The organism is Rhodoglobus aureus, from assembly GCF_039527955.1.
GTDB lineage: Bacteria > Actinomycetota > Actinomycetes > Actinomycetales > Microbacteriaceae > Rhodoglobus > Rhodoglobus aureus.
Window position 1 is genome coordinate 37,637 of sequence record NZ_BAAAKW010000027.1, and the last position, 16,860, is coordinate 54,496.

At 58.9% G+C, this 16,860-nt stretch carries 9 protein-coding genes; 8 read left to right on the forward strand and 1 reads right to left on the reverse strand.

What is annotated here, in order from left to right; all coding sequences use genetic code 11:
* The first annotated feature begins 21 nt into the window (after window positions 1–21).
* The 7 genes from ABD112_RS07285 (at window position 22) to ABD112_RS07315 (ending at window position 14,423) form a co-directional block, all read left to right on the forward strand.
* The gene (locus tag ABD112_RS07285) at window positions 22–6,906 is read left to right on the forward strand and encodes a PA14 domain-containing protein (RefSeq protein WP_343924549.1); all 6,885 of its coding nucleotides are present in this window, start codon (window positions 22–24) and stop codon (window positions 6,904–6,906) included.
* A 2-nt stretch (window positions 6,907–6,908) separates the two neighbouring features.
* Complete coding sequence (locus ABD112_RS07290; RefSeq protein ID WP_343924550.1) at window positions 6,909–7,448, forward strand: hypothetical protein; 540 nt, start codon at window positions 6,909–6,911, stop codon at window positions 7,446–7,448.
* Window positions 7,449–7,696: 248 nt separating this feature from the next.
* A protein-coding gene (locus ABD112_RS07295) for an IS3 family transposase (RefSeq protein WP_343924551.1) occupies window positions 7,697–8,985 on the forward strand; the annotation gives its coding sequence in 2 pieces (ribosomal slippage) (window positions 7,697–7,970 and window positions 7,970–8,985; 1,290 coding nt in all).
* Between the two features lie 287 nt (window positions 8,986–9,272).
* Window positions 9,273–9,707, forward strand: coding sequence for a hypothetical protein (locus ABD112_RS07300; RefSeq protein ID WP_343924552.1), 435 nt, complete (start codon window positions 9,273–9,275; stop codon window positions 9,705–9,707).
* 111 nt (window positions 9,708–9,818) lie between these two features.
* Window positions 9,819–11,849, forward strand: a complete 2,031-nt coding sequence (locus ABD112_RS07305) for a hypothetical protein (RefSeq protein ID WP_343924554.1) — start codon at window positions 9,819–9,821, stop codon at window positions 11,847–11,849.
* 747 nt (window positions 11,850–12,596) lie between these two features.
* A complete protein-coding gene (locus ABD112_RS07310) occupies window positions 12,597–13,994 on the forward strand; it encodes an RHS repeat-associated core domain-containing protein (protein WP_343924556.1) in 1,398 nt (465 codons plus the stop codon).
* Window positions 13,995–14,009: 15 nt separating this feature from the next.
* Complete coding sequence (locus ABD112_RS07315) at window positions 14,010–14,423, forward strand: hypothetical protein (RefSeq protein ID WP_343924557.1); 414 nt, start codon at window positions 14,010–14,012, stop codon at window positions 14,421–14,423.
* Between the two features lie 293 nt (window positions 14,424–14,716).
* On the opposite strand, the gene ABD112_RS07320 is transcribed toward ABD112_RS07315, so the two are convergent.
* Complete coding sequence (locus ABD112_RS07320; RefSeq protein WP_343924559.1) at window positions 14,717–14,914, reverse strand: hypothetical protein; 198 nt, start codon at window positions 14,912–14,914, stop codon at window positions 14,717–14,719.
* A 124-nt stretch (window positions 14,915–15,038) separates the two neighbouring features.
* Between ABD112_RS07320 and ABD112_RS07325 the strand changes: the two genes are divergently transcribed.
* Window positions 15,039–16,547 carry an RHS repeat-associated core domain-containing protein gene (locus ABD112_RS07325; RefSeq protein ID WP_343924561.1) on the forward strand — a complete coding sequence of 503 codons (1,509 nt, stop codon included), beginning with the start codon at window positions 15,039–15,041 and terminating at the stop codon, window positions 16,545–16,547.
* The last annotated feature ends 313 nt before the right edge of the window (window positions 16,548–16,860 follow it).

Consider the following 16,860-nt stretch of genomic DNA (forward strand, 5'->3'; position numbering starts at 1 on the left):
CCTCCTCCCCGAGGCCGGTGGGTGTCACCATCCGAAGGTGTTGCTGTGCTGATCTCCACGCGTTGGTCCTTGCCCCTCTTTTTTGCGGTGGTTGTGTCTTTGGTGCTCGTCGCCACCTTGATCCAGCCGGTCGAGTCCCTGGCCGCAGCACCGCTTGATCTCGGTGAGTCTGTCGGGCAGCTCCCCGCACTCGAATCTCCTGAGCTGCAGCCTGATGCCTCAGCATTCCCCGCCGGCCGTTTCGACGAAGCGTCAACTGGTCCACTCAATGAGGCAGTAGGCAAGGGACGGAGTGAATCGCCCCAGAAGCCCACAGAGGTTGACTTGAGTAAGTTCGACCCTGAGACGGCACGTGTCACATCGCAGAGTGAGTTCGCTACGAACTATCGCCTTGACGATGGCACGAACGTTTCTGAGCTGTCGCTAGTTCCGTTGAACGTACGGACGCGCGACGGCAATTGGACCGAGGTTTCCACTGAAGTTACAAGCTGGAATGAGGGGCGCTGGGGCGCTGAAGGTCACCCATTGAAGCCCACCTTCGGTACTGAAGCGGATGATCCTTCGCTGCTGGAAGTTTCGCGCGATGGCTATGATGTGTCGTTCGCGTTGGGAGGCTCCGCGGATAGTCCCCTGTATCGTCCGATCGCTAATCGTCGGGTCGCCGATGTCAACAGCGTGCAGTACCGAGATGTTTTTGATGATGTTGATCTTCGCTATGACGTTGCTGCTGGCTCTGTGAAAGAGACTCTGGTGCTGAAGGACGTTCCGGCTAAGGGTGAGTCGTCGTGGGCGTGGCTGGTGTCTGCTCCGGGCCTCACGCTTGAGGTGAATGAGTTTCGGGAGGTCGTGTTTCTCGACAAGGCGGGGGTCACAAAGTTCCACATTCCGGCCCCCATTGCTTGGGACTCGTCAGGGATCGAAGAGGTTCGCGAGCCCTCGCTGATTAACCTTGATACGACGCTGACGCGTGTAGGCGACAAGTGGCGTCTGCAGTTGTCGGCTGACCGTGAGTGGCTGACATCGCCAGATCGGGAGTACCCGGTCATGGTGGACCCGACGATGAGCGTGGGCGATTCGTACATTCACGCGTACAAATCTGATGGGACAATTCGTACTGATGCCGTGCAGGTCGGCAATTCCATGAGTGCCGGCAACACGATGTGGCGCACAGGCGCGAAGTACGTGTACACATCCTTGGCGGGTAAGCAGGTTTTGGCGGCAACGTTCGCTGGCGCGTATGACGGTTACGGTACGACGAGTACGCGCACCCAGCGGGTTTCTCAAAACCAGTGCTGGGGATATAGCTGCTCCGGCTCCACACTCGGTACTTTCTCGCTGAGCTCGGGTTCTGGTAGCACGTCTGCGACCGCGTTAGCCCAGTTGTATTCCAATCTGGTGAATGCGGGATCGCTGCAGGCATCCTTGAACATCCGGGGCGATGAGAGCGCGACTTACACCTACAAGCAGTTGAATACGTCGCTGGCGATCGCCTGGAAGGATTACCCCTCCGTCTCTGCCTTCGTGGCACCTTCGCCCGCGAACGCTGCGGTTGGCGCTCCGGTGATGCCGACGTTCAAGGTCACCGGTACGGGCAGCGGTTTGGCCTACCAGTACAAGGTGGGCACGACAAGCAACGTGGATACCAGCGCGATTTATACCTCGCCGTGGTCGACCACGGCGGAGCACCAAGTTCCGCCGCAGGATCAGTTGGATGCGGGAACGAAGTACTACTGGAAGGCGTACGTTAAGGATGGCTACAACGGCCACCTCGGCACCTCCACCATCCGTGGTTCGTCGACCCGGTCATTCACCACAAATTCACCCGCACCGACGCCTGACCGTGCCTCCGCTTCGCCGGTTGACGACGCTGTGCTGGTTTCGCTGACTCCAACGTTGAGCACCAGCACAGTGGTGGATGCTGAGGGTGCACCGGTGGAGTACCAGTTCCGCATTGCGACGGGCACTGATGGCAAGTCGGGCGCGATCATCTCATCAGGCTGGTCGCCCACTCCGTCGTGGACAGTTCCGGCAGGAACCCTGCAGGATGGCGGCACCTACACGTGGGTTGCATTGACGAGCGACGGCACTGACATTGATCTCGACGGCGGGTGGGTCAACTCGTTCAAGGTCGATCAGCGCATCGGTTCTGCGGGTCCCGCTCCGACCGACGCTGCAGGTCCCGTCTCGGTCAACCTCGCCAACGGTAACGTGAGCTTGGGCTTCACCTCGCCAATGGTCTCGACTGTCGGTGGGCCGATGGGGATGTCGTTCGCGTACAACTCGCTTCGTTCGCCCGCTTCCAAGAAGGGGCTCATCGGTAGCTACTTCAACGCGAAGGCGTCACCGACATCCACCCCGGTTTTCGATTTTGATGACAAGCAACCGGTGCTCGTACGCACTGATTCGGCTGTGTCGTTTGACTGGGCTGCCGAGTCTCCCGCACCCGCGGTGCCTAACGACAACTTCTTGGCACGCTGGACTGGCTACATCACGCCTCCCACCGGAGGAACAGGGAGCTACGAGTTCGTTGTCGTTGGTGATGACGGGGTGAAGTTGCGGATTGCGGATGCTCAGGTGCTGAGTGCCTGGACTGATGGACTTGCCACAACGACAAGTTCGGCGGTCTCGCTGACCGCCGGTGTGCCAGCACGCTTCCAGCTCGACTACTACGAGAAGGTGTCGAACGCGAGCGTTCAGTTGCTCGTGAAGTTCAATGGTGCCGCTGCCATCCCGGTGCCTCCGGACTGGTTCACCACTGAGATCCCGGTGCTGCCCTTTGGGTGGAACGGTTCCGCTCCAGTGAATGGCAACTCCGGCGTGTACGCTTCGGCGACCGTCACTGAGTCATCGGTGACCCTGACCGACATCTCCGGTTCTGTGCATATTTATGCCAAGAAGTCTGCTGGCGGATACACGACGCCGAAGGGTGAGTACGGTGTGCTCTCGGTTGATGGCAAGGGTCTTGTCACCCTCACCGAAGATGACGGTACGGTCTACGCGTTCACCGCTCAGGGCAAAGTGGGGTCGGTCACGAGTCCTGCCGATTCGCAGAAGCCTGCGACGCCTGTCGTGCACTACCGGGAGGGCACTGGCCAGATTGACCGGATCTCTGACCCGCTCTCAGAGGTACTACCTGCTACATCCCCACCCACGTTCTCTCGCGAGGTGCGCTTCGCCTATGCGGGTGATGTTGTTGGCGATGTCGGGCTAGGAATAACTGACTCGACTGATCTGTCAGGCAACGCATGCTCGTTTGATGCGGCGCTTGGGTATGCGGCACCACCGGCAAACATGCTGTGTCGCATTATCTACCCTGGCCATGTTGAGGGTTCGGATGACACCACTCGACTGTTCTACAACAGCAACGGGCAGGTGGCCGCGATTCTTGATCCCGGTAACGAGCTGTCGAGCTTCGGATACGACGCCGAGGGCCGCATGTCGGTCATCCGTGATTCGCTGGCTAATGACTGGCTCGCGGCGACGTCGACTGCTCCGGCAGCCGAGTCGACGGTCGAGATCGTCTACGACGCTGACGGTAAGGCGACTTCGGTGACCTTGCCAGCACCCGATGGCACCACGACTGCGGAGCGCCCCAAGAAGACGTTTACGTACGACGGCAACTCAACCTATGTGGATGTTGACGGGCTCACGCTGCCCCCGGGTGCCCACGCCAAGACGGTCACGTTCGACTCGGCATGGCGTCAGCTGACGGTGACATCGGCGATGGGACTCACCGCATCACAGGTGTGGAATACCGACGACATGATTCTGTCGGCGACAGACGCCACGGGGCTGATGACCACGACGATCTACGACGGTGAAGACCGTGCCACTGATAGCTACGGTCCAGCGCCTGTGAGCTGTTTCGGTGCCGATCGTCGGCCGCTGCCGTCGTGCGCGATTGAGCCCGCGCATACCGAGACTGCGTTCGATGACTTGCTTGAAGGTTTGCACGTCGCGTTCTACTCGAATCCGATTTTGTCGGGCGCCCCGAAGACGTTCAACTTTGGGCTGGAGGGTTCTGGCGGCGCACTGGTCAAGGACTGGGGCGCAACGGCACCGGCAGGGATGGGGGTCACCGATAACTGGTCACTTCGGGCTACTGGGTTGATCACGTTCCCGGATGCTGGTGTCTACAACTTCCGCACTGTCGCCGATGACGCGACGCAGTTGTGGATCGATGACATTTTGGTGATCGGCGACTGGGCGGGCAGCGGTTCGCACACCTCCGCCGAGCGCGACATTCCAGCTGTGACGGCGGGCCAGACTCAGAGCATCCGTCTGGCGTATGCGGATCGCACCGGCGAAGCAGAGTTGGATTTGCAGTGGAAGGTACCGGGATCGGCAGTCTGGGCAACGGTTCCTGGCTCTGCGTTCTCGCCCGATTATGGGCTGGCGAACCGAACCACGGTTCATGATTCGGCACCGGCATCGAGTGGGCTGTCTGATGCGCAGGTTCCCGACATCGTGACGTCGCTGCAGTACGAGCACCCGTGGTTGGGGGCGGCCACGAGCACGACGCTCGACCCGGATGGGTTGGCATTGACCACAAAGGAAAGCTACGAAGCTCCGGGCGCCAGCGGGTATCTGCGTCGTTTGACTCGTCACCTACCTAGTGCGGTTGCGGCGGCAGGAGCTTCTGCTCCGGCCGCGTCTGAGGGCAACTCCTCTGTCTACTATGGCGACACCGAAACGTTGGCGGAAGCTGGTTTCGCGGCTGAGGTGTGTGGTGTTCCATTGAGCACCCCGCAGCACGGTTTCATGAACTCATCAACGGGTGCATCCCCGGCGGTGGGCAGTGCAGTGGTGACGGAGTTTGTTTACGACCTGTGGGGTCGCACGGTGGGTACGAAGCGTTCTGGCGACACGAGCTGGAGCTGCAACTACTTCGATGATCGCGGTCGGGCAACCTCGAGTGTGTTGTCTGCGTTTGGTTCGTCGCCTTCGCGTACTACAACGATGACGTATGGGTTTGTCGGCGACACGATGGTCGTGACGAGCACAGATCCGGTCGGCACGATCACCTCGGCCAGTGACCTTCTGGGGCGCACTGTGACTTACACGGATGTGTGGGGAACGGTAACAACACCAGCGTATGAGTCGAAGACGGGTCGTGTGACTTCGGTTACCACGGTCACGGCTGGTGCTGGTGGCGTGGCCGGCAAGCAGTCCTTCGAGTACGACGTTGACGGCAAGGTGACGGTGGTCAAACACAACGATGTCGCCATTGCGACGCCGTCGTATGCCACTGCAACGCAGCTTCTGGAGTCGGTCGCGTATGCCAACGGCAGCAGCCTGGGCGGTATCACGCGTAATGGGGCTGGTGCGGGTACTGGTTTCAGTTGGAGTTTTCCGGATGCCACGGTGGTGTCTGATTCGGTGGTGCGGTCGCAGTCGGGCCGAATTATTCAGAACACTTTGTTGGATTCGTGGGTGGCTGATCCGCGTACGGAAACCTCGACCTACACCTTCGATGCGGCGGGCCGTTTGACCGAGGCAGTCATCCCGAGGCATGTGCTCTCGTACGGTTTTGGTGACACCACCGCCTGTGGCGCTGGTGCGAGTGATCTCGCCGGTCATAACGGTAACCGCACCTCGTTCTCGGATGTGAAGGATGCCGGCACCCCGATCACCACTGATTACTGTTACGACGTCTCCGACCGGTTGGTGTCGACGGCGGTTGCCGGTGCTCCGGCTGGGGCAAACACCCTGCTCTCGACGAACCTGAGTGCGGCGAGTCTGACGTATGACGCGCATGGGAATACGACGAGGTTGGCTGATCAGCAGCTGTTCTATGACGGTGCTGATCGGCACCTGAAGACGGTGTTGGATGACGGCACCGTGATCGAATATGTGCGGGATGCGACGGGGCGGATTGTGCAGCGCAGCTCAACTACATCTGGTGAGGCGCCGGAGGTTATTCGTTACACGTTTACCGCTGGTGGGATGTTTGGGGTGCTGGATGGTGCCGGTGCGTTGATTGAGGAGACTCTGTCGTTACCGGGCGGAGTGAGTGTGTCTCTGCCGGTGGGTGCGGATGCGAAGTGGTCGTACCCGAACCTGCATGGTGACTCGATCATCCTCACCGACCATCTCGGTATCCGGGTTGGTGCACGCGCTGCATTTGATCCGTTCGGTCAACCCATCGATCCGGTCACCGGCGACATTGGCACGGAGACTGCGGATGACGCGGTCACGGACACCTCGCCGGGGGATGCTGATTACGCGTTCGTGGGATCGCATCGGAAGTTGTATGAGCATCAGGGTTCGATCGCGACGATCGAGATGGGGGCCAGGCAGTATGTTGCCGGGCTTGGCAGGTTCCTCGAGGTTGACCCTGTCGAGGGTGGGGTGACAAATGCGTATGACTACCCGGCAGATCCGATCAATAGGCTCGACTTGTCAGGTCAGTTCGAGATCACGTTGCGTGGTGTCCTTGAGGTCGGGGCGATAATTGCAGGCGTTGCGGGCGCGGTGGCTTGCGTAGCGTCCGTGGTATGTGGCGTGGTAGGCGCAATTGCTATAGGCGTAGCCGCGGGGTCGGCTGCATATTTGGCTCGCGATGGGTTCTCCGAAAGGTTCAATGTCGGAAACCTAGCTTTAGACGCTGGTCTTGGAGCAGTCGGCGTCGGTGGTTCTGTAGTAGCAGCTCGAACAGCGGCCCGTATTATAGTTTCGCGTGCAGTTCCGGTCGGTAGCGGATTGAAAAGAGACGCGTTTCATTCGGTTGGCACATTCGTTCAAAACAGAATTACTACGCAGGGCGCGATTAGACTCTCCCCACGGCCAGGAAGCCTAGGTTTGAGCGTTTCAGTCCGAGCAACGGTAAACGGAAATGCTGGAATACAGAACTGGGTAGTGCGCTCAAACAGGCTCGTCCACTCTGCCTTTAGAAAGTTCGTATAGATATGCGTGACGAGCAGTGGTTCAGTAACCTGCGTGACGTTGTTGAGCCTCTTGGGTCACGGGGAATTGACGTTCTGCAGTTCCTTCCTGCCCGAATTTTCAATGAAGAAGTGCTCAGTTTCGGCTACAGAATAGGACTATTCACAGTTGCCGATGCAGTCCGAATTGCTCTCCTGCGACTAGAGGAAGGAATAGAGCTGACTCCCGCTGAGAAAGCGATTGCTTTCAGCTTTGAAAAGGATAATCGCGAGGTAGGGATCAGCTTGCTAGATATCCCACTGGACAGATTTCCGCTCACCGAGCGTCGGTGCCGATTTCTCGTTGTTTGTCTCATTCGGGATGCTTGGGGCGAGATTCCTGACGCAGAGTTAGAGCTGCAGTCCTTTCTCGTTTCCTGGCAGGGGACGGTTTCATTCGGGCTAGCAGAGCTCACCCCTCGGGGCTTTGATAGCTTGTGGTTTGGTTCTAGAGCTAGGCAACGTTTCCTTGGCAGGCTGGACAACGCAATTGCGTTCGAAAGAGCAGAAGTGCTATTTGATTAGTGCGCTGGCATAGACCGAAGTCGACGGCTTTGGTGCCGCGTGGTCGTGGTCGTGCGCGAGATAAAGGCTGCTCTAAATTCGTTACCGCAGCAGAGAGCTAATCCCCGAAGGCCAGCGCGCAACGCCCGTGCAGCCTCGGGGCCGAAAACCCCGAAAACCCCCGAAAACCCCGGAAAACCCCCGAGTACCCCGTGCCCTGAACCGTCCCGGGTTTCGTGCCGTTTTCTTTCTAGTGAAAGGATTCGAGTATGCCTAAGAAATACCCCGCGGAGGTTCGCGAGCGTGCAGTCCGGATGGCGCTTGATCGCGTCAACGATTACCCGTCCATCAACGCTCTCGCGATGGCCCTGGCGCCAAAGCTGAACGTCGGCGTGGAGACACTACGGAAGTGGGTCATTCAGGCCCAGATCGATGCCGGCGATAAGACTGGTCGGCCGAGCGTTGAGCTCGAAGAGATCAAGACTCTTAAGCGTGAAGTCAAGGATCTGAAGGAAGCGAACGAGATTCTTCGCGCGGCGTCAATTTTCTTCGCGAGGGAGCTCGACCCTCGCCACCACTAATCTGCCAATTCATCAACGAGATGAGGGCTGACGGCCACGGAATCGAGTCGATCTGCACTGTTCTGCGCGAGCAGGGCGTGCAGGTCGCTCCGCGGTCGTATCGGGCGTGGAGGAAACGCCCGCCCGCGGCGCGCACGATCGATGATGCCACCGTTGTTCACGTGTTGCGTGGGCTTCACATGCGAGACCAGAAGGGCCGCCAGAAACCCGAGGTGCTCTACGGGAGGCGCAAGATGACCGCGTGGATGAGGCGGGAGGGATTCGACGGGCTTAGCAAACACACCGTCGACCAGCTCATGCGCCAAGAGGGCATGAACGGGCTCGTGCGCGGACGGCGCACCCGCACCACAATCCCCAACAAAGACGGCCGCCGAGCCCCGGACCTACTGAATCGGAACTTCAGCGCGCCGCGGCCAAACCATGCCTGGGTCACAGATTTCACCTACGTGCCGACGTGGTCCGGGTTCATCTATGTTGCCTTCGCTATTGATCTCTATTCGCGGGCGATCGTCGGCTGGGACATTTCGAAGATCAAGGACACTGCGTTCGTCGAGGGCTGTCTGCGCATGGCGCTCTGGCGGCGCGACCACACCGAGAGGCCGGTGCCAGCGGGAATGATTCATCATTCCGACGCCGGATCTCAATACACCTCAATTCGCTTCAGTGAAACTGTCACGTTGGAAGGCCTAACGGCATCGATCGGGTCCGTCGGCGACGCCTATGACAATGCCGCCGCAGAGACAGTCATGGGGCTCTACAAGAACGAAGCCGTGCAGAACGGGTCACCGTTCAGATCGGGCTCGCTGAAGACACTCACAGACGTCGAGGAACTCACCTTCGGCTGGGTTGATTGGTACAACAACGAGCGGCTGCACAGCTCACTCCGAAACGTTCCGCCCGAGGAATACGAGGCCGCCTACTACGATGAAATCAACGTCCCATCAACCGGTGGAGCCGCTAACAAAACAGCGGCATGAAAACCGGGACGGTTCACCCTCGTTAATGCAGCACCTAGAAGTGGAACTGGGAGTGTTTGGGTGACCAGCGACGCTACGAGCGTTACATTTACGGTCACTTCGAACGGTTATTTTGATGCACCTGGCTCGAAGATCACTTTCAGCACGTTCAAGGAGAATGGCACTGTATTCTTGCAACAAGAGGCTGGTGCGCTAGGGGCTGATTTCTGGGTAGCGAGGGGCGTTAACTTTGGATTCGCGCATGACAACTGGGAATTACAAGCCAACAACCTGTCTGGGCTAATCAAATGATGGAGAATCGCAAGATCGTGCCTCCGGCTACGGTCGTCATCGTTGCGATTGCCGCCGGGATAGTAGTTGCAGCGCTTTACGCCGTGATTCTTGTTCTCAGAGGCACATCATCAGATGCCATGCTCGCAATAAACTTTAAGTACGGGCTGCTCTTTGCGATCCCGGTCGGCGTTTTGGTGAGTTTGGTTGCTGTTTCGGTCGGATTCAGTGTCAGAGCTTTGTTGCATACTCACCGTCTTCATCGCGCCTGGCTAGTAGCGTGCGTGGCAGGCTTGAGCGTGGCAATTAGCTTGATTGGCTCTCTCGTGTTACTTGCGGCTGTTCTTGGTGTAGCCGATTTTCAATGGTGGACCATCGCCCCTTGCATGTTCGGATCTATCGGATTCGCGGCGTGGTCGATCGCACGCGACCGGATCCAAGACATGCGGTGACTGTCGCGGCGATTCGAGTCCAGATATCGCCCCCTCACGCGTACAAGGGGCTCTGGCGATACGAGTTGGAGCTGCCACTACTTCGATGATCGCGGTAGGGCAACTTCGAGTGTGCTGTCTGCGTTCGGCTCTTCGCCATCTCGCACGACCACGACAACCTACGGATTTGATGCCGGACGCCTGGTTGTGACGACGACAGATTCGGCTGGCATCATCACCGCGACCAGTGACCTTCTCGGCCGCGCTGTGACCTACATGGATGTGTGGGGCACGGTAGCGACCCCTGAATACGAGACGAAGACGGGGCGCGTGACTTCGGTTGCCACGGTCACTGCTGGCGGTGTGACCGGCAAGCAGCCCTTCGAGTATGACGTTGACGGCAAGGTGACGGTGGTCAAACACAACGATGTCGCCATTGCGACGCCGTCGTATGCCACTGCAACGCAGCTTCTGGAGTCGGTCGCGTATGCCAACGGCAGCAGCCTGGGCGGTATCACGCGTAATGGGGCTGGTGCGGGTACGGGTTTCAGTTGGAGTTTTCCGGATGCCACGGTGGTGTCGGATTCTGTGGTGCGGTCGCAGTCGGGTTGGATCATGCAGAACACTCTGTCTGATTCGTGGGTGGCGGATCCGCGAACGGAAACCTCGACCTACACCTTCGATACTGCCGGGCGTTTGACCGAGGCGGTCATCCCGAGGCATGTCCTCTCGTATGGTTTCGGTGACACCACGTGTGGCACTGGCACGGGTGATCTTGCCGGTCGTAACGGTAACCGTACGTCGTTCTCTGATGTGAAGGATGCCGGCACCCCGATCACCTCTGATTACTGTTATGACGGGTCTGATCGGTTGTTGTCGACGGCTGTGGCGGGTGCTCCCGCCGGGGCAAACACCTTGCTCTCGACGAACCTAGGCGCGACAACCCTCACCTATGACGCGCACGGCAATACGACCCGGTTGGCGGATCAGCAACTGTTCTATGACGCCGCTGACCGGCACATGAAGACGGTGTTGGATGACGGCACCGTCATCGAATACCTCCGAGACGTTACAGGGCGGATAGTGCAACGCAGCTCCACCGCACCAGGTGAGGCGGCGGAGATTATTCGTTACACCTTCGGCGCTGGTGGGATGTTTGGAGTGCTCAACGGTGCCAGCGCGCTCATCGAGGAAACTCTGTCATTGCCGGGAGGCGTGAGCGTGTCTCTGACAGTGGGTGCAGATGCGCGCTGGTCGTACCCGAACCTGCATGGGAACTCGATCATCCTCACCGACCATCTCGGTATCCGGGTTGGTGCGCGTGCTGCGTTTGATCCGTTCGGGCAACCCATCGACCCAGTCACCGGCGACATTGGCACGGACGTCGCGGATGACGCGGTCACCGACACGTCGCCGGGTGATGCGGATTACGCCTTCGTGGGTGCGGCCCGGAAGTTATATGAGCATCAGGGTTCGATCGCCACAATCGAGATGGGTGCCAGACAGTATGTTGCCGGGCTCGGCAGATTCCTCGAAGTTGATCCTGTCGAGGGCGGGGTGACGAATGCTTATGACTACCCTGCTGACCCGATCAACAGTTTGGACTTGAGCGGGATGTATACAGCCGACTCCGTCGATCGTGTCTCTAGGAGCACTGGTAAATCTGCCGCTGTTCTATGGAAGGCTAACAAGCCGGTGAAGAGAATCCTTGAGCCCACCGGGGTAACGACACTTCAAAAAACTTGGCGCACGCCTTGGCGGCCGAATGTAAAACCGAAACCGTTCCAACACGCTGGCACTTATGCGACTGTGACGTGTGGCGATGCAGCGTGCCCGCCTTCGCCTGGTGGTGGCTCAATAGCGCTTAGCGGCTGTCTGCTTATCTGTGGCACTGGCGGCGTAATTGTCGATCAAGATGGAGCTTTTCATGGGGTCCTTGGCGCAGGGGTGGGGCCCAAAGGGGGCGCGAGCTTGCGGATAGGGGGCACGATAGGGGAAATCACGCCGGGGATGAGCGTGATCGCGGGCTGCTCGGGCGCAGTGGGGCCGATTGGCGCTTTCGGCGAAGTTGGTCTTGGTGACGGTGGAATAAGCAGTCTCAGCGGCGGCGTCTCGGCAGGAGCGGAGGGTGGATGCTCGCTAATGGGTCAATACACTTGGTGAACCTTGAAGACGGAGATCAAGGTGAATGAAACCGGAATGCTCGTTTTTGGGCTCGCGATGGTAGGAGGAGGCGCTTTTGTGCTACTGATCAGGAAAGCGATGGGCCGTTATGCTTCAGATTTTTGGACGCAACGAAGTTCCTCCCGACGGCACCGCTCGGAGGAGTATTGGATAAATGCGTCGACTGCTCAGGGCTTCGTTATTGTCTTCATAGGACTAATCCTCGTGGCCACATCATTTCTTTTCAGTTAGGTATTCCGTGATATCGGATTTGGTCATCTTTGGAATAGTTCTCGTGCTAATGGGATCTGGTCAGTTCTTGTTTCGTCACAAGTGGGCGGCTTCAATGGTGGAGACAATCCGCGCCTTTAAAGTGAAGCGCCTAAGTCGCCTATCTGAGGAAGTCGTTCTCAGAATCGGGGTCGTTCTTATGGCGATTTTCGTAGCGCTTGGGGTAGTGCTCATCGTCGTCGGCTTGACCCAACGCTAGACGCATGTCCCGCGCAATGAAAGCGGGAATAAGTTGCGCTTAGGCGCCGACAGGGGCGTGCCCAACGCCCAACGCAACCCCGGCGGGGTATCCACGAGCAAGCCAGTCCCGCGAACGCAGACTCAAGGTCGGCACGGGTTTCGGCGAAGTGCTCCCAGCCTTCGGTGTGGAAGCCAACCACGTGGTGAACGCCCAAAACGCGGCTGGCTGATCCGCGCACGGAAACCTCGACCTACACCTTCGGCGCTGCCGGACGTTTGACCGAGGCGGTCATCCCGAGGCATGTCCTCTCGTACGGTTTCGGTGACACCACGTGTGGTGCTGGCGCGAGTGATCTTGCCGGTCGTAACGGTAACCGCACGTCGTACTCTGATGTGAAGGATGCCGGCACCCCGAGCACGACTGATTACTGTTATGACGGGTCTGACCGGTTGTTGTCGACGGCTGTTGCCGGGGCTCCGGCAGGGGCAAACACCCTGCTCTCGACCAACTTGGGGGCGGCGAGTCTGACGTATGACGCGCATGGCAACACGAGCCGGTTGGCTGACCAGCAACTGTTCTACGACGGTGCTGACCGACACCTGCAGACCGTATTGGATGACGGCACCGTGATCGAATATGCGCGGGATGCGACGGGGCGCATTGTTCAACGCACATCCACCGCACCCGGCGAGTCGCCGGAGGTTATCCGTTACACGTTCTCCGCTGGTGGCCTGTTTGGGGTGCTGGATGGTGCTGGCGCGTTGATCGAGGAAACTCTGTCGTTACCGGGAGGCGCGAGCGTGTCACTACCGGTGGGTGCGGATGCGAAGTGGTCGTACCCGAATCTGCATGGGGATTCGATCATCCTCACCGACCATCTCGGTATCCGGGTTGGTGCACGCGCTGCATTTGATCCGTTCGGTCAACCCATCGACCCGGTCGCCGGCGACATTGGTACCGTGACAGCGGATGATGCCGTCACCGATACCTCCCCCGGCGACGCCGACTACGCGTTCGTCGGTGCGCACCGGAAGCTCTACGAGCATCAGGGTTCGATCGCGACGATCGAGATGGGTGCCAGGCAGTATGTTGCAGGGCTCGGGAGGTTCTTAGAGGTTGATCCTGTCGAGGGTGGGGTGACTAATGCTTATGATTACCCGGCTGACCCGATCAACAAGTTCGATCTGACTGGGATGTACACGGCTGACTCTCTGGAAAGGGTGTTGAATGACAGAAAGAAGCGGGGTGTGATCTCGTCAGCCAAAGCAGTGTGGAAGGCCAACCAGCCCGTGAAGAGAGCCGCCGTAGGTGATGGCCGGAAGAACGTTCCGCCGACAACAATTGCGCGTGAGGGATTGGTCTTGTACACCAACGCCTACACGAACCCCCAGTGGATCGACCGTCAAGTATATTACGAAGCAACGACCGCTAGATGTGACTACTACTGTTCGCAAACATGGACGACGTTCGGCCCGGTTGCTCTAGGAGTCTTCCCCATCCTAGCGACGTGCGCTGTCTCTAAAGGTAAAAGTTGCGAGCTTAATGCAGAAGCTATGGGAGCGCTGGGTCTAGACACTGCTACGTGGTTAGATGCGGAGTGGACATACTGGGATCGTCGACTGCGAAATGAACCGTTGCATTACCCAGCTTCACATTATCCGCTCGGAACATAGGTAAAGATGCTTCTCATGAACAGAAAATTTCGGGCCAAGAACTATCTGTCACTGCCTTTCACGACGACTGTTGCGATTGCGGGGATGGTGGCTGGGGCAGGACTAATCGTAATAGACTTCGCCCAGTTGATGGTCTCGGCAGCAACTGAACCCGGAGCAGCGGCCGTTATTGTGGTTCTGGTGATAACTCTTGCCATCACTGTCGCGATGCCCGTTTTTGCCGCAATAGGATTGAAACGTGGGAGTCGGTGGGCGTCTACGCTCGTGACCGTGTTTGCGGTTTGGAGCTGTGTTCTTCTCTTCTGGTACCGTGACCCGCTGGGCCTGCTTTCAGCGTTCGTGTCGTTCGTGTCGCTCGTGGCAGTTTGGACACCTTCCGCAAGGAATTTCGCGCGCGATGCAAGAAGCCAAGGATCGTCGGGGCTCTGAACGCTGGAATACGTTCGATCCATTCCTGACTCTCGGCACTGGCGTTAGCTGCGACGTCACGACAGTTAGGGTGGCGTGGACTGAGCGTCGTTGTCCACTTCAATTTCGGGGCACTCGACTCAAAGGTTCCTGATTCGGCGGCAGAGATCGACCTTCCGATGAGGAAATGGCTGCAGCTACAGCCCAGTCGCCGCGCGCCCAACCCCCACCGCAACCCCCGGCGGCGTCTCCACGAGAAACCCCGTCCCCGCGAACGCAGCTGCGAGGTCGGCGCGCGTTTCGGTGAGGTGTTCTCACCCTTCGGTGTGGAGGTCGACCACGTGGTGAACGCCCAGAATGCGGGCGGCTTCTGCGGCATCCGCTGACGTCAAGGTGAGAGGGCCGTTGATGGCGGAGATGCGGGCAGCGCCCGCGAACCGCACGGCGATGTTGATGTCGGGGAAGCGGTCTGCGATTTGCTGCACAAGCGGCAGCAGCCTGGGCAGCATCACGCGTAATGGGGCTGGTGCGGGTACGGGTTTCAGTTGGGTTTTCCCAGATGCCACGGTGGTGTCGGATTCTGTGGTGCGGTCGCAGTCGGGCCGGATTATCCGAAACACTCTGTCGGATTCGTGGGTGGCTGATCCGCGTACGGAAACCTCGACCTACACGTTCGATGCTGCGGGTCGTTTGACTGAGGCGGTCATCCCGAGGCATGTGCTCACGTATGGTTTCGGTGACACCACGTGTGGTGCGGGGGCGAGTGATCTTGCTGGTCGTAACGGTAACCGCACGTCGTTCTCGGACGTGAAGGATGCCGGCACCCCGATCACCACTCGGTACTGTTATGACGGGTCTGACCGGTTGTTGTCGACGGCTGTGGCGGGGGCTCCGGCAGGGGCAAACACCCTGCTCTCAACAAACCTGGGTGCGGCAACTCTGACGTATGACGCGCATGGCAACACGACCCGGTTGGCTGATCAGCAACTGTTCTATGACGCTGCCGACCAGCACATGAAGACAGTGTTGGATGACGGCACCGTGATCGAGTATGTGCGGGATGCGACGGGGCGGATTGTTCAGCGCAGCTCCACCGCACCGGGCGAATCTGCGGAGGTTATTCGTTATACGTTTGCTGCCGGTGGCCTGTTTGGTGTGCTGGATGGTGCCGGTGCGCTGATCGAAGAGACACTGTCGTTGCCGGGCGGGGTGAGTGTGTCACTGCCGGTGGGTGCGGATGCGAAGTGGTCGTACCCGAATCTGCATGGTGATTCGATCATCCTCACTGACCATGTTGGTGTTCGCATTGGTGCGCGGGCGGCGTTTGATCCGTTCGGGCAACCTATCGACCCGGTCACTGGCGACATCGGCACAGAGACAGCGGATGACGCGGTCACGGATACGTCTCCGGGTGACGCGGATTACGCCTTCGTGGGATCGCATCGGAAACTGTATGAGCATCAGGGTTCGATCGCAACGATCGAGATGGGTGCCAGGCAGTATGTTGCCGGGCTCGGCAGGTTCCTCGAGGTGGACCCAATTGAGGGTGGGGTGACGAATGCTTATGACTATCCGGCGGACCCGATCAACAGTTGGGACTTGAGTGGAATGTATACAGCCGACTCCGTCGATCGTGTCTCCAGGAGCACTGGTAAATCTGCCGCTGTTCTATGGAAGGCAAACAAGCCGGTGAACAGAATCCTTGAGCCCACCGGGGTAACGACACTTCAAGAAACCTGGCGCACGCCATGGCGGCCGAATGTAAAACCGAAACCGGGGCTTCCCAGAGGGCCAGTCCGGAGCCCAGCCGGTTTCGACACAGCAGTGAAGGGGTGCTACTTCGCCTGTGTCGAATACACCCGGACTCTGAATGATCATGGAAATCTCAACGCGATTACAGCTTCCGGCGGCTTCGAACTCGGTGTTTACGGGACTGCTGGAGGTTCGATCAGCAAGAGCGAGGGACTATCCGCAGGAATTCAGTGCAGCATAGCCGTGGGGCCAGTAGGTGGATTTGTCGGCGGAGGATTTGGATTCGTTGACACCAACTGGGCGTGGTCGCCTTCCATGTATGGTGAAGGTGGCGGTGCAGTAGGCGGCGGCGGGGGATGTTCCATAGGAGTGGGATGGTCATGGACGGACTAGCGCTAGCTTCAGGGGCTCCGATTCCGGCAACAAATGCCCAAGCGTTTCTTTTTCTCGGGATGATATTTCTGGTTGGCGCCGCATACGCTTGGACCCAGCGAGACGATTTCGCGAGAAGGCGTCGAGAAGGCTTCGAGAAATTGGGTTGGTATTGGGCTGCGCGTCTCGTGCCCGACGACCGGAGGACGCGTCGAATAGGAGTCTTCTTCGCAGTGACTTGGGGAGCGCTGGGGGTACTGGCTCTCGCGGCCGGCGTTGTGTTCGCCTTCTTGGGCATCTAGCGGGTGGATGCCCCGATTATTGGTCCCGAGTG